General features: G+C 68.6%; 28 protein-coding genes. 20 read left to right on the top strand and 8 right to left on the bottom strand.

What is annotated here, in order from left to right; translation table 11 throughout:
* Positions 1-47: 47 nt before the first annotated feature.
* The 5 genes from AC1DWU_RS11835 to AC1DWU_RS11855 all read right to left on the bottom strand — a co-directional run bounded on the left by AC1DWU_RS11835 (position 48) and on the right by AC1DWU_RS11855 (position 3477).
* Positions 48-620: a dihydrofolate reductase family protein gene (locus tag AC1DWU_RS11835; protein WP_477150180.1), complete on the bottom strand. Its 573-nt coding sequence runs from the start codon at positions 618-620 to the stop codon at positions 48-50.
* Positions 620-1135 (bottom strand): SRPBCC family protein, encoded by a 516-nt coding sequence (locus AC1DWU_RS11840; protein WP_477150181.1) that lies wholly within the window; start codon positions 1133-1135, stop codon positions 620-622. The genes AC1DWU_RS11835 and AC1DWU_RS11840 overlap by 1 nt, the downstream gene beginning before the upstream one ends.
* Positions 1135-1470 carry an ArsR/SmtB family transcription factor gene (locus AC1DWU_RS11845; protein ID WP_477150182.1) on the bottom strand — a complete coding sequence of 112 codons (336 nt, stop codon included), beginning with the start codon at positions 1468-1470 and terminating at the stop codon, positions 1135-1137. The genes AC1DWU_RS11840 and AC1DWU_RS11845 overlap by 1 nt, the downstream gene beginning before the upstream one ends.
* A 64-nt stretch (positions 1471-1534) precedes the next feature.
* Positions 1535-1948, bottom strand: coding sequence for a cupin domain-containing protein (locus AC1DWU_RS11850; protein ID WP_477150183.1), 414 nt, complete (start codon positions 1946-1948; stop codon positions 1535-1537).
* Between the two features lie 125 nt (positions 1949-2073).
* Positions 2074-3477 carry an MFS transporter gene (locus AC1DWU_RS11855; protein WP_477150184.1) on the bottom strand — a complete coding sequence of 468 codons (1404 nt, stop codon included), beginning with the start codon at positions 3475-3477 and terminating at the stop codon, positions 2074-2076.
* Between the two features lie 128 nt (positions 3478-3605).
* Between AC1DWU_RS11855 and AC1DWU_RS11860 the strand changes: the two genes are divergently transcribed.
* Both AC1DWU_RS11860 and AC1DWU_RS11865 read left to right on the top strand, forming a co-directional pair.
* Positions 3606-4565, top strand: coding sequence for a LysR family transcriptional regulator (locus AC1DWU_RS11860; protein WP_477150185.1), 960 nt, complete (start codon positions 3606-3608; stop codon positions 4563-4565).
* Between the two features lie 32 nt (positions 4566-4597).
* Positions 4598-4990, top strand: coding sequence for a VOC family protein (locus AC1DWU_RS11865; protein WP_477150186.1), 393 nt, complete (start codon positions 4598-4600; stop codon positions 4988-4990).
* Between the two features lie 83 nt (positions 4991-5073).
* Here AC1DWU_RS11865 and AC1DWU_RS11870 read toward each other — a convergent pair whose 3' ends face one another.
* A complete protein-coding gene (locus AC1DWU_RS11870) occupies positions 5074-5322 on the bottom strand; it encodes a KTSC domain-containing protein (protein WP_477150187.1) in 249 nt (82 codons plus the stop codon).
* Positions 5323-5367: 45 nt separating this feature from the next.
* On the opposite strand from AC1DWU_RS11870, the gene AC1DWU_RS11875 reads away from it, so the two are divergent.
* From AC1DWU_RS11875 to AC1DWU_RS11885, 3 genes are read left to right on the top strand one after another with little or no spacing between them, the layout of a single operon-like run.
* Entirely contained in the window at positions 5368-5787 is a 420-nt protein-coding gene (locus tag AC1DWU_RS11875; RefSeq protein ID WP_477150188.1) for a hypothetical protein, read from the top strand.
* On the top strand, positions 5768-7015 hold the full coding sequence (locus tag AC1DWU_RS11880) for a DNA-packaging protein (RefSeq protein ID WP_477150189.1): 1248 nt from the start codon (positions 5768-5770) through the stop codon (positions 7013-7015). Before AC1DWU_RS11875 ends, AC1DWU_RS11880 begins: the two co-directional genes overlap by 20 nt.
* A 15-nt stretch (positions 7016-7030) precedes the next feature.
* Positions 7031-8179, top strand: a complete 1149-nt coding sequence (locus AC1DWU_RS11885; protein ID WP_477150190.1) for a phage portal protein — start codon at positions 7031-7033, stop codon at positions 8177-8179.
* A gap of 4 nt (positions 8180-8183) precedes the next feature.
* On the opposite strand, the gene AC1DWU_RS11890 is transcribed toward AC1DWU_RS11885, so the two are convergent.
* Complete coding sequence (locus tag AC1DWU_RS11890; RefSeq protein ID WP_477150191.1) at positions 8184-8414, bottom strand: DUF2442 domain-containing protein; 231 nt, start codon at positions 8412-8414, stop codon at positions 8184-8186.
* 221 nt (positions 8415-8635) lie between these two features.
* On the opposite strand from AC1DWU_RS11890, the gene AC1DWU_RS11895 reads away from it, so the two are divergent.
* The 10 genes from AC1DWU_RS11895 (at position 8636) to AC1DWU_RS11940 (ending at position 13500) form a co-directional block, all read left to right on the top strand.
* Positions 8636-8824, top strand: a complete 189-nt coding sequence (locus tag AC1DWU_RS11895; protein ID WP_477150192.1) for a hypothetical protein — start codon at positions 8636-8638, stop codon at positions 8822-8824.
* A gap of 141 nt (positions 8825-8965) precedes the next feature.
* Positions 8966-9451, top strand: a complete 486-nt coding sequence (locus AC1DWU_RS11900) for an HK97 family phage prohead protease (protein ID WP_477150193.1) — start codon at positions 8966-8968, stop codon at positions 9449-9451.
* A 10-nt stretch (positions 9452-9461) separates the two neighbouring features.
* Positions 9462-10679: a phage major capsid protein gene (locus AC1DWU_RS11905; RefSeq protein ID WP_477150194.1), complete on the top strand. Its 1218-nt coding sequence runs from the start codon at positions 9462-9464 to the stop codon at positions 10677-10679.
* A gap of 63 nt (positions 10680-10742) precedes the next feature.
* Positions 10743-11306: a head-tail connector protein gene (locus tag AC1DWU_RS11910; protein ID WP_477150195.1), complete on the top strand. Its 564-nt coding sequence runs from the start codon at positions 10743-10745 to the stop codon at positions 11304-11306.
* Positions 11303-11644, top strand: a complete 342-nt coding sequence (locus AC1DWU_RS11915) for a phage head closure protein (RefSeq protein WP_477150196.1) — start codon at positions 11303-11305, stop codon at positions 11642-11644. Before AC1DWU_RS11910 ends, AC1DWU_RS11915 begins: the two co-directional genes overlap by 4 nt.
* Positions 11641-12030 (top strand): DUF3168 domain-containing protein, encoded by a 390-nt coding sequence (locus AC1DWU_RS11920; RefSeq protein ID WP_477150197.1) that lies wholly within the window; start codon positions 11641-11643, stop codon positions 12028-12030. Before AC1DWU_RS11915 ends, AC1DWU_RS11920 begins: the two co-directional genes overlap by 4 nt.
* A 12-nt stretch (positions 12031-12042) precedes the next feature.
* The gene (locus AC1DWU_RS11925; protein WP_477150198.1) at positions 12043-12456 is read left to right on the top strand and encodes a phage major tail protein, TP901-1 family; all 414 of its coding nucleotides are present in this window, start codon (positions 12043-12045) and stop codon (positions 12454-12456) included.
* Positions 12456-12770, top strand: coding sequence for a gene transfer agent family protein (locus AC1DWU_RS11930; RefSeq protein WP_477150199.1), 315 nt, complete (start codon positions 12456-12458; stop codon positions 12768-12770). The genes AC1DWU_RS11925 and AC1DWU_RS11930 overlap by 1 nt, the downstream gene beginning before the upstream one ends.
* Positions 12767-12964 carry a rcc01693 family protein gene (locus tag AC1DWU_RS11935; RefSeq protein ID WP_477150200.1) on the top strand — a complete coding sequence of 66 codons (198 nt, stop codon included), beginning with the start codon at positions 12767-12769 and terminating at the stop codon, positions 12962-12964. Before AC1DWU_RS11930 ends, AC1DWU_RS11935 begins: the two co-directional genes overlap by 4 nt.
* Entirely contained in the window at positions 12964-13500 is a 537-nt protein-coding gene (locus AC1DWU_RS11940; protein ID WP_477150201.1) for a phage tail tape measure protein, read from the top strand. Before AC1DWU_RS11935 ends, AC1DWU_RS11940 begins: the two co-directional genes overlap by 1 nt.
* On the opposite strand, the gene AC1DWU_RS11945 is transcribed toward AC1DWU_RS11940, so the two are convergent.
* Positions 13497-13802 (bottom strand): hypothetical protein, encoded by a 306-nt coding sequence (locus tag AC1DWU_RS11945; RefSeq protein ID WP_477150202.1) that lies wholly within the window; start codon positions 13800-13802, stop codon positions 13497-13499. The two genes, AC1DWU_RS11940 and AC1DWU_RS11945, sit on opposite strands and share 4 nt — an antisense overlap.
* An 83-nt stretch (positions 13803-13885) precedes the next feature.
* On the opposite strand from AC1DWU_RS11945, the gene AC1DWU_RS11950 reads away from it, so the two are divergent.
* From AC1DWU_RS11950 to AC1DWU_RS11970, 5 genes are read left to right on the top strand one after another with little or no spacing between them, the layout of a single operon-like run.
* Complete coding sequence (locus AC1DWU_RS11950) at positions 13886-14512, top strand: phage distal tail protein, Rcc01695 family (RefSeq protein WP_477150203.1); 627 nt, start codon at positions 13886-13888, stop codon at positions 14510-14512.
* Positions 14509-15399: a DUF2163 domain-containing protein gene (locus tag AC1DWU_RS11955; RefSeq protein ID WP_477150204.1), complete on the top strand. Its 891-nt coding sequence runs from the start codon at positions 14509-14511 to the stop codon at positions 15397-15399. The genes AC1DWU_RS11950 and AC1DWU_RS11955 overlap by 4 nt, the downstream gene beginning before the upstream one ends.
* A complete protein-coding gene (locus AC1DWU_RS11960) occupies positions 15396-15812 on the top strand; it encodes an NlpC/P60 family protein (RefSeq protein WP_477150205.1) in 417 nt (138 codons plus the stop codon). Before AC1DWU_RS11955 ends, AC1DWU_RS11960 begins: the two co-directional genes overlap by 4 nt.
* Positions 15813-19517 carry a baseplate multidomain protein megatron gene (locus AC1DWU_RS11965; protein ID WP_477150206.1) on the top strand — a complete coding sequence of 1235 codons (3705 nt, stop codon included), beginning with the start codon at positions 15813-15815 and terminating at the stop codon, positions 19515-19517. It begins immediately after the preceding gene.
* Positions 19510-19785 (top strand): hypothetical protein, encoded by a 276-nt coding sequence (locus AC1DWU_RS11970; RefSeq protein ID WP_477150207.1) that lies wholly within the window; start codon positions 19510-19512, stop codon positions 19783-19785. Before AC1DWU_RS11965 ends, AC1DWU_RS11970 begins: the two co-directional genes overlap by 8 nt.
* Positions 19786-19875 lie beyond the last annotated feature (90 nt).

Here is a 19875-nt window from a genome sequence, read left to right on the forward strand (position 1 = left end):
GCATCGTCTCCGGCGCGAACCGTGGTTCATTGTCGGGTGCTCACCCACTACCTTCTCGGCTCGTAGCGCAGCACCACAGCGCCTGAGCTGAGTTCCAGGCGGTCGACGGGCTTCAACTCGATGTACTTGGAGAGTCCGGCGAACAACGTCGGTCCATGACCGGCAAGTCTGGGCTGCACCACGAATTCGTACTCATCGATCAGCCCCAGCTCCGCCAGCGCCAACGGAAGCTTCACGCCCCCCGTGAGCAGCGCCTTGCCCGGTTGCTGCTTGAGCGCCCGGACGGCCTCGGCCAGGTCTCCGCTCAGGAGCTCGGCGTTCCAGTCGACCCAGTCGAGCGTGCTCGAAACGACGTACTTCTTCATCGCGTCGATGCTGCGCGCGAAAGGCTCCGTCCAGTCAGGCGGCGTGCTGGTCCGCGTCGCCAGGCGCCACGCGCCTTCCATCATTCCGTAGGTGACGCGACCGAAGAGCAGGGCGTCGGCTCGGCCGAGGCTTTCAGTGGCGTGGAGATGTGTCGCGCGCAGTTGCTCCTGCTGCAGTGCCTCATCTGCCGGGATGGCGTTGTGGTCGACGCACCCGTCGAGCGTCACGTTGATGGAGTAGAGAAGAGGGCGCATTACGGTCGCTGGTCCTTTGTCGCTCGTGCCGCGATGGCCAGGTCGAAGCGTTGCAGCTGGCTGGTCAGTCCGACGATTGCGCCGCGTGTCATCTCGGGGTCCGGGTGACGATCGGCCGTCAGGATCATCCGAACCTGCCCGGTCTCGGCGCGGAGCTCGACCGCCATGTCGTAGGGATACGACTCGACGCCAGGGACGAAGTCGATGTCGAAGCGAATGCGCAGCTTACGGTGGCGCTCGATCTCCAGGAACCGACCGCTTACCCAGACTGACAGCGGCCTGTCGAGGTTCGCGAGGTAGGCGACTTGCTCAGTACCCACCGCGGTCATCACGTGATCGAACGCACCGCCGACCCACAGCTCGAGGATCGACACCTCGAAGCGCATTCCCTCGGGGGCGAACCACTCCTCGAGCCCTTCCTTCGTCGTCCACAGCGCCCAGACGTCCTCGATCGATGCGTTGTAGACCCGCTCGAACCTGATGGTCTCCGCACCGAGCTCTCTGGCGTGCGCCATCACTTCTTCCCCTCGGGTTGCCGCGAGCTGCGCCTAGCCAGGGCTGCGTCGAAGCGATCGAGCCGGCTCTCCCAAAGCTTGCGATAGCTCCCAACCCAGTCGTCGATCGCCTGGAACGGCTCGGGTCGGAGCGAATAGAGGCGCCTCGCCCCATCAGGCCTCATCGTGACGAAGCCAGCTTCGCCCAGGATCCGCAGGTGCCGCGAAACGCCGGACTGATCGATGTCCACGGCACGAACGAGGTCACCCACTGCCTGCTCGCCGCCTGCCAGCGCTTCGACGATGCGAAGCCGCGTAGGATCGGCCAATGTCTGGAATACGCTTTGTTGCATCATGATGCATATGTATTGTCGTGCATATGTTTAGTCAAGGCGCGCCCAGTGCCATCAGCAGGGCCGTCTAGCGTGTTGACTCAGGTGGCCAACCTTTGGGGGCATTCGGTGTCCAGGGCCCCTCGATGATCGTGGCCTCCTGGTCGCCGAGCCAGCGGGGCATGGTGATGCAGAGGAACTCGAGCGGGTCGGTGCCGGTGCAGCGATACTGGAAGGCGGTTCCGACCGGGATGTCGATGGATACGCCAGCCCTTAGCTCGGTCGTCTCCTCACCCGTGCCGTCGCGACGCCAGATCTGCCCCTCGCCCGAGAGAACGTGCCAGAACTCGCTCACGGTGGCGTGGACGGTGGCCCGGTTGACCTGACCCGGTGGGACGGTGGAGTGGATCATGTCGCCCGTGTCGCCGCCGATCAGGTAGCGGACCTCTGCCCCTGCGGGCGATCGGGCATGCGGGGCGGGCGGAAACGGGCGGGTCTGCATGATGAACCTCCTCCTGACCATACGACATCCGGCGCGCCTGGGTGAAGAGATGGTTCGGAGGGCAGTTCGTAGCGTTATGGCCCTGCTGACACCCCACGCCGCTTCTGGGCGTGGGGTGCGGGTGCTTACTCCGCCGCCTGCGGGACGGCGCTCGGGACGCTGCGGCTGGCGCGGGGGCCGGACGCGGCGATCAGGGTCGTGACCACGGCCAGCAGTGCGACGAATGTGCCGCCGGCGATGTAGGGCTCCCAGTTGAAGCCGGGGGCGGCGGTGAAGATGGCGGAGACCGCCGCCAAGACGATGCCGCCGCCGATCTGGAACGACGCGAACAAGAGGCCCGAGGCGAGGCCGGACTTGTCGTCTTCGACGTCCGAGAGGGCCGCGACCTGCACCGAGGGATAGGTGGCGGCGTAGCCGAGGCCGAGCAGCAGCTGCGAGATGATCACCAGGGTGATCGGATCGAAGCGGCCGATGGCCAGCACCCAGAAGATGTAACCGGCAGCCTGCAGCGCGACGCCGCCAGCCATCAGCCGCGTGGTGCCCTTGCGCTGGGCGAGGCCGGCCAGACGCGGGGCGAGGAACATGACGCAGGCGCCCCCGAGCGCGAAGCTGAAGCCGGTGGCGAAAGCCGACCAGCCATAGACGTGCTGGTAGTAGAGCGTGGCGAGGAACTGGAAGCCGACATAGACGCCTTGGAACAGCGCGGCGACGATGTTGGCGTGGCTGAGCTTGCGCCGCTTGAAGATCGAGAGCGGCACCATCGGATCGTGATGGCGGGCCTCGACGATGAGGAAGATGACGATCAGGGCCACGGAGGCGGCGAGCGGGCCCCAAGTGAGGGGGGCGGCGAAGCCGGCGGCCGAGGCATTGGTGACGCCGAAGACGAAGAGCAACAGGCCCGGGGTGATGGTGATGGCGCCGGCCCAGTCGAACGAGGCGCGCGACTTGCCGCTCTTCTGATCGGGCGGGAGGACGAACGGCGCGATAAACAGGACGAGCAGGGCGACCGGCCCGGCCATCACCAGCGTGGCGCGCCAGCTGAACACGGTGACCGCGCCACCCAGCACCATGCCGAGGACGAAGCCGGCCGCGCCGGTGGAGGCGAAGAGCCCGAGCGCCTTGGCGCGGGCCTGGCCTTCGCCGAACACGTTGAGCAGCAGCGCGAGGGCGGCCGGCGCGGTGAAGGCGGCGGCGATGCCCTTGATCAAGCGGGCGGCGATCAGGGTCGGGCCCGAATCGACGAAGGCGCCGGCGATGGACGCCGCGGCGAAGATGCCGAGCGCCCAGAGGAAGACGCGGCGGTGGCCGAAGATATCGGCGACGCGGCCGCCGAGCAGCAGGAAGCCGCCATAGCCGAGCACATAGGCGCTTACCGCCCACTGCAGCACGTTCGGCTGCAGCCCGAGTTCGGCCTGGATGGCGGGGAGGGCGACGCCGATGGTCGAAACGTCCATGGCGTCGAGGAAGTTGGCGGCGCAGAGCAGCAACAGAGCCAGCCCGGCGACGCCTCCGATCTTGGTGGAGGTCATCGAAATTATCCCTTTCGCTATGCCGGCGTCGCGAAGGGAGGTCCGCGCCGGACGGCAGAGGCAGCGGAAACTGACGACCTGCCATCCATATTGCAAATTGATAGTGATCATGCGAGGTATCACTGGCAATGATGAATGACACCGCCCTCCGCAAGATCGACCTGAACCTGCTGCTGGCCTTCTCGGTGCTGATGCAGGAACGCAACGTGAGCCGCGCCGCCGAACGGCTGCTGCTGGGGCAGCCGGGGCTCTCGGCTGCGCTGAAGCGGCTGCGCGAGGCGCTGGACGATGAGCTGTTCGTGCGCGTCGGGCGCGGACTGCAGCCGACGCCGCGGGCGCTCGAGATCGCGCCGGCGATCGAGGATGCGCTGGGTTCGATCGAGCGGGCGATCCGGGTGCCCGAGGCGTTCGATCCACGGAGCTTCGAGGGCACGTTCCGCATCGGCATGTGCGATAACCTCGAGACGGCGTTCTTCGGGCCCCTGGCGGCGCGGATCCGGCGCGAGGCGCCCGGGGCGAGGCTGGTGTCGGTGGCGGCGCACAGCCATCAACCGGGGCAACAGCTCGACGATGGGGATTTCGACCTCAGCGTGTCGGTGCACCCTGAGCCGGCGTCGTGGCACATCCGCCAGCCGCTGTTCAACCAATCCTCGATTTCGATCTACGACCCGCACCAGCTGAAGCTGAAGGCGCCGCTGAGCCTCGAGGATTTCACTCGCGAGGCGCATATCGCGGTGTCGTTCGAGGGGGATATGATGGGCGATGTCGACGCGGCGCTGAAGAAGGTCGGCCGCAGCCGCTCGGTGGTGGCGACGGTGCCGCGGTTTTCGGCGTTGCCGACGGCGCTGAGCGCCATGCCGGCGATCGCCACGATCCCTGAGTCGATTGCGCGCTGCATGGCGACGCTGCATGGGCTGGCGATTTCGGCGCCGCCGGTGGCGCTGGAAGCGGCGCCGGTGTCGCTGCTGTACCGGCGCGTGGACCGGGCGGATGGGCGGGCGCAGTGGTTCAGGCGGGTGTTCGTCGAAGTGGCCGCGGAGGCGCTGCAGGCGAGTGGGTGTAGTTGCGGGATCATGCAGGCGGCCTGAGGCCTTCGCTCGGACTTACTTGGAGGGATCGAATGACCAACACCGTGCATGAACTCCGCCTCGTCATCACCGTCGACGATTTCGAGCGGGCGGTGGCGTTCTGGCGGGACACCATGGGGCTGAAGGAGCAGATCTCGGTCGGGGACGACGACGGGCATGTGGCGATCCTCGGGGCAGGGATCGCGACGCTCGAGATCAGCGACCGGAAGCACGCCGAGTTCATCGACAAGATCGAGGTGGGTCGGGCGATGGGCGGGCAGTTCCGCGTGGCGCTGCGCTTCGACGATGTGCCTGCCGTGACCGACATGCTGGAGGCGGCGGGGGCCAAGGTGCTGGGTACGCCGCGGCCGACTCCGTTCAGGTCGACCAACTCGCGGTTGGAGGCGCCAGACGGGGTGCAGTTGACGCTGTTTGATGCGGAGTGATGCTGTAGAATTTCCAGCGAAATCAATCGGTTATCATTTTCTTTCACCCATCGAATCCCCGCGTCACGGTGGGCGGGTATAGTTCAGCTACGGTCGGAGAAGTGGGGCTGGAGCCGGGGGTGTGGCTCGGCGCGGTCCGACTGGGTGAATTCGTAGCCGTCGCGAATGTGGGCGTTGAAATAGCGACCCTTGGACGGTGAGTGCCGGAGCGCGTCGTACTCGACCGCCGGCACCTCGAAATAATCGTAGCGGCGGCCTGAGGGGCGGAACCAGACGCTGAGCGTCTGGGTCTCCGGGTCGTACGCCATATCGGCGATCACGGTGGATGGCATGGGTGCCTCCTCGGTCGCGGGATCAACGAGCCATTGGAGAGACGGTTGCCTTCGGACGAACAGATCCCCTGGGAGGTGGTTCGGCTGCAGGTGAAGCTGGGCGAGCTGACGCGCAACCGGATCTGCGCTGAGCACGGCATCACGCCGCAGCGGCTGGCGCGGCACATCAGGGAGAAGAAGTGGGATGTCGAAGTCGATACCGGCGAGCTGGACCGCAGGATCATCGTCGGCAAGCTCATGCTCGCTGTCGAACTTGAGATCGACCGCATCGTGGAGAACAGAATGAGCGACAGCGATGGGACGCGCCAAACGGCTCTGCTGGGTCGGCTGACGACAACGCTCGACCGGCTGATCGCGCTCGAGACAAGAGTGAGGGGCAAGCCGCCGACACCGAAACAGAGCAAGGAGATGACGGAACTCCGCTCCAAGATCGCAAAGCGGCTGGATGCTCTCAAAGTCAGTTAGGGCGCTGCTGGCAGCGATCGAAGACGACGAGCTCGGCACTTTCGCCCACGACTGGGAATTCTGGAGCCGCGACGAGCAGAAGCTGCCGCCCGGCGACTGGAACACCTGGCTGCTGATGGGTGGGCGCGGCTCGGGCAAGACCATGACCGGCGCCGAATGGGTGCGCCGTCTGGCGGCGCAACAGATCGGGCCGATCGCCATCGTCGGCGAGACGATAACCGAGGCGCTGCAAATAATGGTCCGCGGTGAGAGCGGGATCCTGAAGGTGACGCCGCAGGACGAGCGGCCAATCATCCGGGGCCACACGCTGCTGTGGCCTGGTGGTGTCGAGGGCATGTTGCTGGGCGCGTCGGACCCGGAGCGGTTTCGCGGCCCGCAGTTTGCGGCGGCCTGGTGCGACGAGATCGGCAAATGGCCCAACGCCGAGGCGGCCTGGGACATGCTGCAGTTCGGGCTGCGGGTGGGCGACCGGCCGCGACAGGTGGCGACCACCACGCCGCGGACAACGCCACTGATCCGGCGATTGATCGCGGAGCCGTTGACCGTGGTGACGCGGATGGCGACGCGGCAGAACGAGGACAATCTGGCCAAGGCGTTCCTCAAGGCGATCGTCGCTCGTTACGAGAACACCGTGCTCGGGCGGCAGGAGCTCGAGGGTGAGCTGATCGAGGATCGGCCGGATGCGCTTTGGTCGCGGGCGGTGTTTCGGGTGGCTGATGATGGGCCGCTGGAGCGGATCGTGGTGGCGGTGGATCCGCCGGTGAGCGGGCACAAGCGCTCGGATGCATGCGGGATAGTCGTGGCCGGGCGAGCTGGCGAGGGGGCGGTGGTGCTGGCGGACATGAGCTTTGCACCGGCGGCGCCCGATGCCTGGGCGAGGCGGGCGGTGTCGGCGTTCCACGAATATGGCGCAGACTGCATCGTCGCTGAGGTGAACCAGGGCGGCGATATGGTGAAAGCGGTGATTGCGCAGGAGGACCGGAACGTGCCGGTGCGCGAGGTGCGGGCGAGCCGCGGCAAATGGCTGCGGGCCGAGCCGGTGGCGGCGCTTTACGCCAACGGGCGGGTGACGCACCGGCCGGGGCTGACGGCGCTCGAGGACGAGATGTGCGCGTTCGGTGCGGACGGGCTGGCAGAGGGACACTCGCCGGACCGGGTGGATGCGCTGGTCTGGGCGCTGACGGAACTGATGCCGGTGGTGGCGGTACCGCGGGTGCGGAGCTTTTAGGACAAGGATTTGGGAATGCCCAACTGGTTCACCCGCCTTGGCGGGGCGATGGCGGCCGAGCGGAAGTCCGGCGGGCCGCAGAGTTTGATGACGCTGACGGCGCTGGGGGACGCCAGCTGGAGCCGGCGGGGGTTCGTGAGTCTGGCCAACGCAGGCTACGCCAGAAACCCGGTGGTGCATCGCTGCGTGCGGATGATCGCCGAGGCGGCGAACCGCGTGCCGCTGAAGGCGGAGGAGGGCGGCAGGCGACTGAGCGAGCATCCGGTCCTGGAGCTTCTCCGGCGGCCCAACCCGCGGCAATCGAGCGGCGAGCTGCTGGAGGCGGTGTATGCCTACCTGCAGACGGCGGGGAACGCCTACCTGGCGGCCGGGATTGTCGATGGGGCGGTGCGGGAGCTGCATCTGTTGCGGCCCGACCGGGTGAAGGTGGTGCTGGGACGGGACGGGTATCCGGCGGCTTATGCCTACACTGCCGGCGGGCGGACGGTGGAGTTGCGGCTCGACAGCAAGCCGGTGGCGGGCCTGCTGCACCTGGCACTGTTCCGCCCGCTCGACGACCACTACGGCATGGCGCCGCTCGAGGCGGCGGCGCAGAGCCTCGATATCCACAACGCCGCGGCCGAGTGGAACAAGGCGCTGCTCGACAACGCGGCGCGGCCGAGCGGGGCGCTGGTCTATTCGGCCGGCAGCGGCACGCTGACCGAGGCGCAGTTCACCCGGCTGAAGGACGAGCTGGAGGCAGGGTTCCAGGGCGCAAAGAACGCCGGCCGGCCGATGGTGCTGGAGGGCGGACTCGACTGGAAGGCGATGGCGCTGACCCCGGCCGAGATGGATTTCATCGAGCTGAAGCACACCGCGGCGCGCGAGATCGCGCTGGCGTTTGGGGTGCCGCCGATGCTGCTGGGGCTACCGGGCGACAACACCTGCGCCAACTATGCCGAGGCCAACCGGGCGTTCTGGCGCGGCACGGTGATCCCGCTGGTGCGGCGCGTGGCGGACGACCTGAGCTTCTGGCTTGCGCCGGGGTTCGGCGGGGTGACGCTGGTGCCGGACCTGGATGGGGTGGAGGCACTGGCCGAGGACAGGGTAGCGCTGTGGGCGCGCGTCGGGGGTGCGGATTTTCTCAGCGATGAGGAGAAGCGGGCGATGCTGGGGATCGGTTAGCCGATTACTCCAGCTCCTTGACCGAGATATCCACGTCGAGATCGGGCCAGTGGATGCCTTCGCCTTTGCCGGTGAAGCGCCAGTTGAGGCGGGCGGCGGGTGGGCCGTCGCGGAGGCGGGGGTAGTTGGAGAGCGGGGCGATCAGTTCGCGGCCGTCTTCGAGTTTCACTTCAAGCGTGGCGGTGCCGAAGCGGACGTCGATGGCCCGGGAGCCGGTGTTGGTTGTCGTGCTCATTGGTCCTCCTCCTCAGAGCATGCGGGGACGAGCGTAGCTGCGTTCCGGCGAGGGGAGAAGGTGGGAAACGCGACAGTCCCGCCCATCACAGATGTCATCCCGGCGAAGGCCGGGGTCCAACTCTCGGCTGGCTCAAGCGGCGGCATGGGTCCCAGCTTCCGCTGGGATGACAGCCGGTGCTGGGGCGCGGCCGAGCACTACACCTAACCACGGAGGCCATCATGGACGAGCTCACCAAATCGATCGTGACGCGGGGGGACCTGGCGCATCTGGCGCTGTTTCTTTGGGCGACGGGGGCGACGGGGCTGCTCGTCTGGACGCTGAAGGAGCTGGTGGCTGCGAACCGCCGCTTCAACGACTTCGTCAAAGAGATTTCGACGCTGAATCAATTGTTCCGCCGGGAGAAATAAGCCTATGGGCGCAAAGGGCAATTCTACGGATAAGCACATGGCCGGAGAGGTGTTCCGGCAGTTTGCCTGGCACCTGGCCGGCACGCTGGCGAAGCCGGTTAGGCGAGCGGTGAAGCCGCGGCCTGCGGCGGGGCCGAAACCGTGAGCGGGACGATCCCGATCGACGAGCGCGGGCGGTTCGCGGGGTATGCGAGCGTGTTCGGGCGGCTCGACGATGCGGGCGACCTGGTGATGCCGGGGGCATTCGCCAAATCGCTGGCGCGGCGCGGCGCGGCAAAGCTTCGGATGCTGTTCCAGCACGACCCGAAGGAGCCGGTGGGCATCTGGGACGTGGCGCGCGAGGACGGGTTCGGGCTGTGGGTCGAGGGGCGGCTGGTGCCGGGGGTGCCGCGGGCCGATGCGTTGCGGCGGTTGATTGAGCGGCGAGCGATCGATGGATTGTCGATCGGCTTTCGCACCGAACGGGCGACGCGCGAGGCGCGGGGTGGGCACCGCAAACTGTGGGCGATCGACCTGTGGGAGATCTCCATCGTGACGTTTCCGATGCTGGCGGATGCCCGCATTTCGCCCGGTGCGGCTGGGCATGACCGGTCGCTGCGCGCGGCCATTTCGCTTCTGAAGCAATAGAGGAAAATCGATGACCGATATGACCGAGCGCCTTGAAATCAAGGCGAGCGCTGGGGATTCCGACGGCATGTTCTCGGAGTTCATGAGCGCCTTCGAGGAGTTCAAGCGCACCAATGACGGGCGGCTGCAGGAACTCGAAAAGCGCGGCGCGACCGATGCGCTGACCGAGGAAAAGCTGGGGCGGCTGAACCAGGCGCTCGATGGCGCCAAGGCCGCAATGGAGCGGCTGAGCCTCGAGAAGGCGCGACCGGCGCTGGAGGCGGGGCGGCCCGACCTCGGCGACGAGTACAAGGACGCGTTCTCGGCCTATGTGAAGCGCGGCGAGGAAAAGGCGCTGTCGATCGGTTCGAACCCGGATGGCGGCTACCTGGTGCCGGCGGAGACCGAGAGCGAGATCACGCGGCGGCTGACGGCGGTGTCGCCGATCCGCGCCATCGCTTCGGTGCGGAACGTCTCGTCCACGGTGTACAAGAAGCCGGTGACGCTGACCGGGCCGGCGGTCGGCTGGGTGGCGGAGACGGCGAGCCGTCCGCAGACCAATTCGCAGACCATCGACCTGATCGATTTCCCCACCGCCGAGCTCTACGCCATGCCGGCGGCGACTTCGGCGTTTCTAGATGATGCGGCGGTGGATGTCGGCCAGTGGATCGCCGACGAGGTGAACGCGGCGTTCGCCGAGCAGGAGACGGCGGCCTTCGTCAACGGCAACGGCACCAACAAGCCCAAGGGGTTCCTGACGGAAACGCTGGTGGCCGAGAGCGCCTGGGTTTGGGACAAGCTCGGCTACATCGCGACGGGCGGGTCGGGCGCCTGGCCGGCGGGCGACGCCAGCGACGTGCTGATCGATCTCGTCTACGCGCTGAAGGCCGGCTACCGGCAGAATGCCAGCTGGGTGATGAACCGCAAGACCCAGGCCGCGGTGCGGAAGCTGAAGGACGCCGACGGCAACTATTTGTGGTCGCCGGGGGCTTCTGCCGGCGCCAAGGCGACGCTGCTAGGGTTCGAGCTGGTGGAGGCCGAGGACATGCCGGATGTGGCCGCCGCGGCGACCCCGATCGCGTTCGGCGACTTCCGGCGGGGGTATCTGGTGGTGGACCGCACGGGGGTGAATGTGCTGAGGGATCCGTATTCGGCCGAGCCGTATGTGCTGTTTTACACGACGAAGCGGGTGGGCGGCGGCGTGCAGGACTTTGACGCGATCAAGCTGCTCAAATTCGCGGTGAGCTGATCGGCCGAAGGCCGCAAGGAGCGCCGCGGGCGCTCCTTTTCTCTTCATTTCCAAGGACATCCGATGATTTCCTATCTTCTCGCGGGACCCGCGGAGGAGCCGGTTTCGTTTGTCGAGGCCAAGGCTTTCCTGCGGCTCGATGCCAGCGCCGAGGATGCGCTGGTGACGACGCTGATTGCGGCGGCGCGGCTGCATGTCGAGGGCACGACCGGGCGAGCGCTGGTGCGCCAGGGCTGGCGGCTGGTGCTCGATGCGTGGCCGGTGGAGCGCGTGGTGCGGTTGCCGGTGGCGCCGCTGCTCGAGCTGACCGAGATCCGGGTGTTCGACGAGCAGGACGATGAGCACGTGATCTCGCTCGGGCAGTTTCAGGCCGAGGCGGGCGTGGCGCCGGCGCGGTTGCTGCTGCCGGAGACGGTGGCCGGGATGCCGGGGCTGCGTGAGCGGCTGGGGATCGAGATCGACTATGTCGCCGGGTTTGGCGCGGCGGCCGACGTGCCACGTGATTTGAAGCAGGCGGTGCTGGCGCTGGTGGCGCATTGGTTCGAGCATCGCGACGCGGTGGCAGACGCGGTGGCGCCGGCGGGGTTCGAGCGGCTGGTTGCGGGTTACCGGCAGGTGCGGCTTTGAGCGAGGCAGCGCCGGCGGTGGGGAGCCTCACTGATCGCGTTGCGCTGCAGCGGCGCGAGACCACCGGCGAGGACGAGGGTGGGCACGCGGTGCTGTTCGTCCCGGTGACAGCGCTTTGGGCGCGGGTGCGGGCACTGAGCGGGCGGCAGGTGACCGAGGGCGATGCGCGCGGGGTGGCGGTGAGCCACTCGGTGGTGGTGCGGTTTCGGACGGATGTGAAGGCGGGGGACCGGTTCGGCTATCGCGGGCGGTGGCTGAGCGTGGTGTCGGCGGGGGACATGAACGGGCGGCGGGCGTGGCTGAGCTGCGCGTGTGTAGAGACGGGGGTGGTGGGGTGACGCATCCGATCATCGAACTCCAGGCTGCGCTGGTGGCTGCGTTGAAGGCCGACACCGAGCTTGTCGATGTCGGCGTGTTCGATGCGCCGCCTCAAGGGGCAACACCTCCCTATGTCGCCATCGCCCGCCACGACCTGCTGCCGCGCGATGGGGATATCGCGCCCGGCCATGAGCACCGCGTGACGCTGCATGTCTGGGCGGGGCAGCCGAGCCGGCGGGCGGCGCTGGCGATTGCCGAGCGCGTCGTGGCGGTAGCCGAGGGGCTGTCGCCCGCTGCGATCCGCGTGACGCATCGGCAGCACGAGCGGACCGATACGGCGATTGATGCTGACACCGGGCAGGCCCGGGCGGCGGTGGCGTTTCGCTTTTTCACCGAACCCAATTGAGGAGGACCTGACATGGCGGCCCAGAGCGGCAAGGACATGCTTTTGAAGCTCGACCAGACCGGGTCGGGGAGCTTTGCGACGGTGGCGGGGTTGCGCTCGCGAAGCCTCGCGTTCAACGCGGCGGCGATCGATGTGACGGACGCCGAGAGCGCTGGACGCTGGCGCGAGCTGCTGGCTGGGGGCGGCATCAAGCGGGCTGCGGTGGCGGGGTCGGGGATCTTCAAGGACCAGGCGTCGGACGCGACGATCCGTTCGTTGTTCTTCGCCGGGACGATCCGCAACTGGCAGCTGATCCTGCCCGATTTCGGCACGGTCGAAGGGCCGTTCCAGATCGTGGCGCTGGAGTTTTCGGCCGACCATGCCGGCGAGGTGACGTTTGAGCTGGCGCTGGAGAGCGCCGGGCAACTGAGCTTTGCGGTGGCGTGATGGCGAACGCACAGAGGGGTGAAATCTCGGCCGTGTTCGAGGGCGAAGAGCGGGTGCTTTGCCTGACGCTGGGAGCGCTGGCGGAACTCGAGGCGCGGTTGCAGGCGGGGGATTTGGTCGGGTTGAGCGAACGGTTCAGCTCGGGGCGGGTTTCGGCGCGGGACTTGACCGCGATCATCGGGGCGGGGCTGCGCGGCGGCGGCAACGCGGTGACCGATGACGACCTGGCGCGGATGGCGATCGAGGGCGGGCTGAAGGGCGCGGCGGAGATTGCGGCGCGGCTGCTTCGCGCGACATTCGGGGAGGCGGCATGAGGGCGTTTCCGTGGACTGAGGCGATGCAGCTGGGCTTCGGGGTGCTGAAGCTGAGCTCGAAGGAGTTTTGGGGGCTGACGCCGCGCGAGCTCGCGGCGGCGTTCGAGGCGACCAGCGGGCGGGCGCGGGGCGGGGCACCGGGGCGCGAGGTACTCGGCCGGCTGATGTCGGCGTTTCCCGATGAGGTGAGGTGATGGCGGACGCGTTTGGATCGAGCGTCGAGGCGCTTGGCGATGTGTCGCTGGAATTGGAGCGGATTGGTGATCTGGCCGATGGGGTAGGGCGCTCGCTGAGCCGCGCGTTTCGCGGCGCGGTGCTCGACGGCAAATCGCTGAAATCGGTGCTGGGCGAGGTGGCGCGGAGCTTTGCCGACATCGCGCTGAAGGCGGCGTTCCAGCCGATCGGCAACCTCGTCAGCGGGGCGATCGAGAGCCTGTTCCAGATGACCAACCCGGCGGTGACGCCGTTCGCCAAAGGCGGCGTGCTGGCGAGCCCGGCGTATTTTCCGCTGGGGCGCGGGCTGGGGCTGGCGGGCGAGGCCGGGGCCGAGGCGATCCTGCCGCTGGCGCGGGGCAGTGATGGGCGGCTGGGCGTGGCGAGCGGCGGCGGCGGGGCGGTGAACGTGACGTTCAACGTGACGGCGAGCGACGCGCGAAGCTTTGCGGCCAGCGAGGCGGAGTTGAGCGCGATGTTGCTGCGGGCGGTGAGAAGGGGGACGCGGGGGAGCTAGTCCCCACGCTTCCATCGGTCTGGCCGCATATCAAACACAAAGAACGCGATCCCCCCTAGGATCGGGAGGACAACCAGCAGGTAGGGCAGCACGGCGATCGTGACGATTCCGCAGCCTGGGTTTCCGCAGGTCAGGGCGTAGAGAATGATCAGCGCGGGGGGACCGAGTAGCACTGCGATCGATGCGATGATCGCTGCAACTCGCCAGCGACCGGCGGGGCGCATCCTCAGGAAGATCAGCAACAGCAGATATCCGAAGAACCAGAGTACGGCGGTGCCGACGATGGGGTCCTTGAGGTCCACGTCCAGCCTCCGAGCTAAGGCAGTTTTGCGGCCGGAAGCGCCCGGCCTGCCTGAGGCGCAGTGCGATCAAAGCAGAGGTTTTCATGGTGTTCCATGCAGTGCGCTTCCCCCTCGACGTTGCACTTGGCGCCCGCGGTGGCCCCGAGCGCGCTACCGATGTCCTCACTTTGGCCTCCGGGCGCGAGGAGCGCAACAGTCGGTGGGTGCATTCGCGGCGGCGGTACAATGCCGGATATGGGGTGAAATCGCGGGCCGATATGCGGGCGGTGCTGGCGTTCTTCGAGGAGCGGCGGGGGCGGTTTCATGCGTTCCTGTGGCGCGATGGGCTCGATTATTCGTCGAACGGGACGGAGGTGCCGACGGCGCTGGATCAGGTGATCGGGACCGGCGACGGGGTGCGGGTTTCGTTTGCGTTGACAAAGCGATACGGGGCGAACTTCGACCCCTATCTGAGACCCATCACCAAGCCCGTTGCAGGGTCGGTGATGGTGGCGGTGGCGGGCGCCTCCCTCGCTGCCGCCGACTTTTCCGTGGATGCGCTGACCGGGGTGGTGACGCTGGATGCGGCGCCGGCACCGGGCGCGGCGGTGACGGCGGGGTTCCTGTTCGATGTGCCGGTGCGGTTCGATATCGATCGGCTGGATGTCGAGCTGACCAGCTTCGACGCCGCCGAGGTGCCGGCCATTCCACTGATCGAGGTGCGCGAATGAGGGTGCTGGAGGCGGGGTTCGCCGCGCACATCGCGAGCGGTGCGACGACGTTGGCGACGTGCTGGCGGATCGAGCGCAGCGATGGGCTGGTTCTCGGGTTCACCGACCATGACGTGGCGCTGAGCTTTGGCGGGACGGACTACCTGCCGGCGCATGGGCTGGATGGCGGGGCGGGGACGGCGAAGCTCGGGGCAAGCGTGGACACCACCGAGGTGGTCGGCGTGCTGCATTCGGATGCGATCGACGAGGACGACATCCTGCTCGGGCGGTTCGATGGGGCCGAGGTCGAGGCCTGGCGGGTGAACTGGCGCGACGTGAGCCAGCGCATGCTGGTGAGCCGGACGACGATCGGCGAGATCGTGCGCGAGGATGGGGTGTTCCGGGCGGAGCTGCGCTCGGGGCAGCAGGCCATCAACCAGAAGCGCGGGCGGATCTACCAGGCGCTGTGCGACGCGGAGCTGGGCGATGCGCGGTGCGGAGTGGACCTCGGGGATCCGGCGTTTCGGACCGAGGCGATGGTGCTTGGGGTGCGGGATCGCTTTCGGCTGGTGCTCGACGGGATCGATGGGTTTGCCGAGGGCTGGTTTGCGTTTGGTGTGGCCACGTGGGGTGGCGGGAAGCGCGAGGGGTTGCGCGATCGCGTGGTGACGGCGGAGCGGCTGGGCGGGGTGGATGTGCTGGGGTTCGCCGCGCCGGTGGGGGACTGGGTGGTTGAGGGCGACGCGCTCATCCTGACCGCCGGATGCGACCGGCGGTTTGCGACGTGCCGGGCGAAGTTCGCCAATGCCGAGCGGTTCCGCGGTTTTCCGCACATTCCGGGCAACGACTTCGTGCTGCGCTATCCGCGGGCGGGTGGACAGCTGGACGGGCGGAAGCTGGTCGGATGAGGGCGGACATCGTGGCGGCGGCCCGCGACTGGGTCGGCACGCCCTATCGGCACCGGGCGGCGACGCTGGGGGCCGGATGCGATTGCCTCGGGTTGCTCGTTGGGGTGTGGCGGACGGTCTACGGGACCGAGCCGCCGGAGCTGCCGAACTATCGGGCGGACTGGCGGGATGCGTCGCATGCGGGGGAGTTGCAGGCGCTGGCCGAGACCTGGCTGCGGCCGGGCGTGATGGGGCCCGGCGCGGTGGTGCTGTTCCGCATGGGGGCGTCGGTGTTGCCGCGGCATTGCGGCGTGCTGTTGGGCGAGGGGCGGTTCGTCCACGCGCAGGAGCGGCTGGGCGTGGTGGAGGGCAACCTCACCGACGGCTGGCGGCGGCGGGTGGCTGGGGTGTTTGCGTTTCCGGAGGTGGTGTGAATGGCAACTCTCGCCCTGTCCGTTGCCGGGCAGTTCATTGGCGGCGCTATTGGCGGGCCGATTGGCGCGACGATTGGGCGGGCGCTGGGGGCGCTGGCGGGGAGCGTGGTGGACCAGGCGCTGTTCGGCGAAAAGCCGCAGCAGGCGCCGGGGGCGGATATCCGGCTTTCAGGCTCGGCCGAGGGCGGGGCGGTGCCGCGGCTTTATGGCTGGGGGCGGCTTGCCGGGAACATCATCTGGGCGACGGAGCTCGAGGAACTGGCGAGCGAGGATTCGGGCGCCAAGGGAACGGCGCAGCCGGAGGAGCGCGAGATTGTCGCGAGCTTTGCGGTGGGGCTGTGCGAGGGCGAGGTGCACCGGCTGGGGCGGATCTGGGCCGATGGGCAGTTGCTCGAGACCGAGGGACTGACGCTGCGGTTCTATCGCGGGACCGAGACGCAGGACGTCGACAGCCTGATCGAGGCGAAGCAGGGGGCGGATGCGGCGCCGGGCTATCGCGGGCTCTGCTACCTGGTGTTCGAGCGGCTGCCGCTCGGCGAGTTCGGCAACCGCATCCCCAACATCACGGTGGAGCTGTGCCGCGTGGTGGGCGAGCTGGAGCCGCTGATCCGCTCGGTGACGGTGATCCCCGGGGCGACCGAGTTCGGCTACGATCCGGTGGCGCGGGTGCGGGTGCTGGGGCGCGGGGCGACGGCGCATGAGAATGCGCACGCGTCGGCGCTGGTGAGCGACTGGACGCTGTCGATCGACGAGCTGACGGCGCTGTGTCCGAACCTCGAGCATGTGTCGCTGGTGGTGAGCTGGTTCGGCGACGATTTGCGCTGCGGCGAGTGTACGATCCGGCCGAAGGTCGAGGCCGCGAGCCGCAGCGTGCAGGGGGCGAGCTGGAGCGTTGCGGGGCTGACACGGGGGGCGGCGGAGGTGGTGAGCCAGCACGATGGCGCGCCGGCTTATGGCGGGACGCCTTCGGATGCGAGCGTGCGGGCGGCGATTGCTGACCTTCGGGCGCGCGGGCTGGCGGTGACGCTCTACCCGATGGTGCTGATGGATATTCCGGCAGGCAACCCAATGGGGCAGTCGGCTTATCCGTGGCGTGGGCGGATCAGCTGTGATCCGGCGCCGGGGACGGTGGGCTCGCCCGAGGGGACGAGCGCGTTGGATGCGCAGGTGGCGGCGTTTGTCGGTTCGTCCACCGGCTGGGGTTTTCGGCGCATGGTGCGGCACTACGCGGCGCTGACCGATGAGGCTGGAGCCGAGGCGCTGGTGATCGGCTCGGAGATGCGCGGGATGACCACCCTGCGCGGGACGGGCGGGTTCCCGTTCGTCGATGCGCTGGTGACGTTGGCGGCGGAGGCGCGGGCGCTCGCGCCCGGGGTGAAGCTGACCTATGCGGCGGATTGGAGCGAGTATCACGGGTTTCAGCCGCCGGATGCGCCTGACGATAAGCTGTTTCACCTCGATCCGCTGTGGGCGAGCGACGACATCGATGCGGTGGGGATCGACAGCTATATGCCGACCACCGATTGGCGCGACGGCGAGGATGGGCCGGATGCGGGGCAGGGTGGGCCGTATGGGCTCAGCTATATCGAGGCGGGGATCGACGGGGGCGAGGGGTTCGACTGGTACTACGCGTCGGACGCCGATCGGCTGGCGGGGGTGCGGTCGCCGATCGGCGACGGGGGCTACGGCGAGCACTGGGTCTGGCGGTTCAAGGATATCGCGGGGTGGTGGGCCAATGCGCATCACGACCGGGTGGGCGGGGTGCGCTCGGCGACGCCGACGGGGTGGTTGCCGGGGTCGAAGCCCGTCTGGTTGACCGAGCTTGGGTGCGGGGCGGTCGACAAGGGGGCGAACCAGCCGAATGTGTTTCCGGACGCCAAGAGCAGCGAGGGCGGGCGGCCGTATTTCTCGTCGGGCGCGCCGGATGCGCTGATGCAGCGGCAGTTTTTGCGGGCGCACCTCAGCCATTGGGACGGCGATCCGATGGTCGAGCGGGTATCGCTGTGGACCTGGGACGCGCGGCCTTACCCGGCGTTTCCGGCGGATGCGGGGACGTGGGCGGATGCGGAAAACCATGCGGCGGGGCATTGGCTCACCGGGCGGCTCGGGGCTCTGGCGGCGGATGAACTGGCTCGCGCGGTGGCGGCGGATTACGGCGTGACGCTCGGGGCGGCCGATTTGGCGCCGCCGCTGGTGCACGGGGTGACCATCGAGGGCGTGGTGTCGTGGCGCGAGGCCACCGGTTCGGCGTTGGCGGCTGCCGGGTTGAGCGTGCGCGACGCGGCGGATGGGCTGGAGCTCGTGCGGCCGGGGGCGGTGGCGGCGACGTTGGCTGCGGATGATTTGGTCAAGGAGGATGGGCCGCTGACGACGCGGCGGCGGCCGGATCCGTCTGAGGAAGTGGCGCGGCTGGCGCTGGGGTTTGTCGATCGCGAGCGGGACTACCTGGCCGGCACGGTGACGGCGATGCGGCCCGAGGGAGCGGCGATGGCGGCGGAGAACTCGGCGCTGGTGCTCGATGCGGCTTCGGCCCGGGCGGCGGCGGAGCAGCTGTTGCTGTCGGCGAGCGCGCGGCGCGACACGCTGGAATTTGCGCTGCCGCCATCGGCGGCGGGGCTCGAGGTGGGCGACGTGGTGGCGTTGGCGGGGGCGGGCGAGGGGCCGTTCGAGGTTGCCGAGATCCGCGATGGACTGGCGCGGAGGGTATCGGCGCGGGCGGTGCCGCCGGTGTTGCGGGCGGCGGTGTTGAGCGACCGGCCGGCGCGGGCGGCGGCGGGACCGGCGCCGGGGGCGGTGCCAGAGTTGCTTGCGGCGCATTTGCCGCCGGATGCGGCGAGCCCGGGGCAATCGCGGTTGCTGCTGGCGGCTTATGCCAGCCCGTGGCCGGGGCAGGTGGATGTGCAGCTGGCGGCGACTGGCGCTCGGCTGGCGCGATTGGCTCGACCGGCGGCGATGGGCGAGCTGGTGACGCCGCTGACGCGGGGGCCGCTGCACTTGCGGGATCGGCGCGGCGTCGAGATTTCGCTGGTCGGCGGGCATCTTGCGCCGGTGGATTTCGAGGTGGCGCTGGCGGGCGGCAACCGCATCGCGGTGGAGACCGACGCGGGCGAATGGGAGGTGCTGGGCTTCGCCGGCGCCGAACTGATCGCGCCGGGGCGTTATCGGTTGACCGATTTGCTGCGCGGGCTCGGGGGCAGCGATGTGGCGATGGGCCCAGCCGCGGTGGGCAACCGGCTGGTGGTGCTCGACACAACTGTCGCGGTGCTGCCGGTGGAGCCGGATTGGCTCGGCGGTGAGCTGGCGCTGCGGGCCTTTGCCGGGCGGCACGATGCGACCGGGACGGCGTTCACGGCGACGCTGGGGTTGGGCCCGGTGCTGCCGCTGCCGCCGGTGCATCTGCGCGCGGTGCGCGGGGCAGGGGGCGACGTGGCGCTGGGCTGGGTGCGGCGGAGCCGGGCCGATGCCGGCGCCTGGGCGGCGATGGAAGTGCCGCTCGAGCACCTGCCCGAGGCCTATCGGGTGACCATCCTCGATGGCGCGACGCCGGTGCGGAGCCTCGATGTCGCGGCGCCCGCGGCGCTCTACACCGCCGCGATGCAGGCGGCGGATTTCGGCGCCCCGCCGGCGGCGTTCGATTTCACCGTGGCGCAGGTGAGCCCGGTGTTCGGGGCCGGGCACGCCGCGGCGGGAAGCTTCGATGCGTAAGACCATCTTCGACGGCCTCGGCGACGCCCTGGCCCGCCAGCGGCTGAGGCTGCTGGCCAGCCTCGTTTCTCACAACCTCAGGAGACTATTGATGACTCTCGGTTTTCTCGACGGCTTCAAAACCTACCTCGTCGCCACCGCCATGGTGCTGGCCGCGATCAGCCAACTGGTCGGCGTGGATCTCCCCAGCTTCGAGGGACACTCGGCGGGGCAACTGCTGATGGAGGGGCTGGCGATCTTGTTTTTGCGCAAGGGGATCAAGGGGTGAGGGGGCACGCGCTCCTGGGGAACTGAAGGCCTACCACGCAGGTGCCGGAACTCGGCAAGTGGAAGACGCGAGAGTCAACTGCATAACCAA

It is taken from the genome of Devosia sp. P2_G7 (assembly GCF_056403495.1).

What these genes read in the sequence shown, in the direction of transcription:
- AC1DWU_RS11835 (WP_477150180.1), bottom strand. Translation starts at nt 620, where the DNA reads ATGCGCCCTCTTCTCTACTCCATCAACGTGACGCTCGACGGGTGCGTC.
- AC1DWU_RS11840 (WP_477150181.1), bottom strand. Translation starts at nt 1,135, where the DNA reads ATGGCGCACGCCAGAGAGCTCGGTGCGGAGACCATCAGGTTCGAGCGG.
- AC1DWU_RS11845 (WP_477150182.1), bottom strand. Translation starts at nt 1,470, where the DNA reads ATGATGCAACAAAGCGTATTCCAGACATTGGCCGATCCTACGCGGCTT.
- AC1DWU_RS11850 (WP_477150183.1), bottom strand. Translation starts at nt 1,948, where the DNA reads ATGCAGACCCGCCCGTTTCCGCCCGCCCCGCATGCCCGATCGCCCGCA.
- AC1DWU_RS11855 (WP_477150184.1), bottom strand. Translation starts at nt 3,477, where the DNA reads ATGACCTCCACCAAGATCGGAGGCGTCGCCGGGCTGGCTCTGTTGCTG.
- AC1DWU_RS11860 (WP_477150185.1), top strand. Translation starts at nt 3,606, where the DNA reads ATGATGAATGACACCGCCCTCCGCAAGATCGACCTGAACCTGCTGCTG.
- AC1DWU_RS11865 (WP_477150186.1), top strand. Translation starts at nt 4,598, where the DNA reads ATGACCAACACCGTGCATGAACTCCGCCTCGTCATCACCGTCGACGAT.
- AC1DWU_RS11870 (WP_477150187.1), bottom strand. Translation starts at nt 5,322, where the DNA reads ATGCCATCCACCGTGATCGCCGATATGGCGTACGACCCGGAGACCCAG.
- AC1DWU_RS11880 (WP_477150189.1), top strand. Translation starts at nt 5,768, where the DNA reads ATGCTCTCAAAGTCAGTTAGGGCGCTGCTGGCAGCGATCGAAGACGAC.
- AC1DWU_RS11885 (WP_477150190.1), top strand. Translation starts at nt 7,031, where the DNA reads ATGCCCAACTGGTTCACCCGCCTTGGCGGGGCGATGGCGGCCGAGCGG.
- AC1DWU_RS11890 (WP_477150191.1), bottom strand. Translation starts at nt 8,414, where the DNA reads ATGAGCACGACAACCAACACCGGCTCCCGGGCCATCGACGTCCGCTTC.
- AC1DWU_RS11895 (WP_477150192.1), top strand. Translation starts at nt 8,636, where the DNA reads ATGGACGAGCTCACCAAATCGATCGTGACGCGGGGGGACCTGGCGCAT.
- AC1DWU_RS11905 (WP_477150194.1), top strand. Translation starts at nt 9,462, where the DNA reads ATGACCGATATGACCGAGCGCCTTGAAATCAAGGCGAGCGCTGGGGAT.
- AC1DWU_RS11910 (WP_477150195.1), top strand. Translation starts at nt 10,743, where the DNA reads ATGATTTCCTATCTTCTCGCGGGACCCGCGGAGGAGCCGGTTTCGTTT.
- AC1DWU_RS11925 (WP_477150198.1), top strand. Translation starts at nt 12,043, where the DNA reads ATGGCGGCCCAGAGCGGCAAGGACATGCTTTTGAAGCTCGACCAGACC.
- AC1DWU_RS11930 (WP_477150199.1), top strand. Translation starts at nt 12,456, where the DNA reads ATGGCGAACGCACAGAGGGGTGAAATCTCGGCCGTGTTCGAGGGCGAA.
- AC1DWU_RS11935 (WP_477150200.1), top strand. Translation starts at nt 12,767, where the DNA reads ATGAGGGCGTTTCCGTGGACTGAGGCGATGCAGCTGGGCTTCGGGGTG.
- AC1DWU_RS11940 (WP_477150201.1), top strand. Translation starts at nt 12,964, where the DNA reads ATGGCGGACGCGTTTGGATCGAGCGTCGAGGCGCTTGGCGATGTGTCG.
- AC1DWU_RS11950 (WP_477150203.1), top strand. Translation starts at nt 13,886, where the DNA reads ATGGTGTTCCATGCAGTGCGCTTCCCCCTCGACGTTGCACTTGGCGCC.
- AC1DWU_RS11955 (WP_477150204.1), top strand. Translation starts at nt 14,509, where the DNA reads ATGAGGGTGCTGGAGGCGGGGTTCGCCGCGCACATCGCGAGCGGTGCG.
- AC1DWU_RS11960 (WP_477150205.1), top strand. Translation starts at nt 15,396, where the DNA reads ATGAGGGCGGACATCGTGGCGGCGGCCCGCGACTGGGTCGGCACGCCC.
- AC1DWU_RS11965 (WP_477150206.1), top strand. Translation starts at nt 15,813, where the DNA reads ATGGCAACTCTCGCCCTGTCCGTTGCCGGGCAGTTCATTGGCGGCGCT.
- AC1DWU_RS11970 (WP_477150207.1), top strand. Translation starts at nt 19,510, where the DNA reads ATGCGTAAGACCATCTTCGACGGCCTCGGCGACGCCCTGGCCCGCCAG.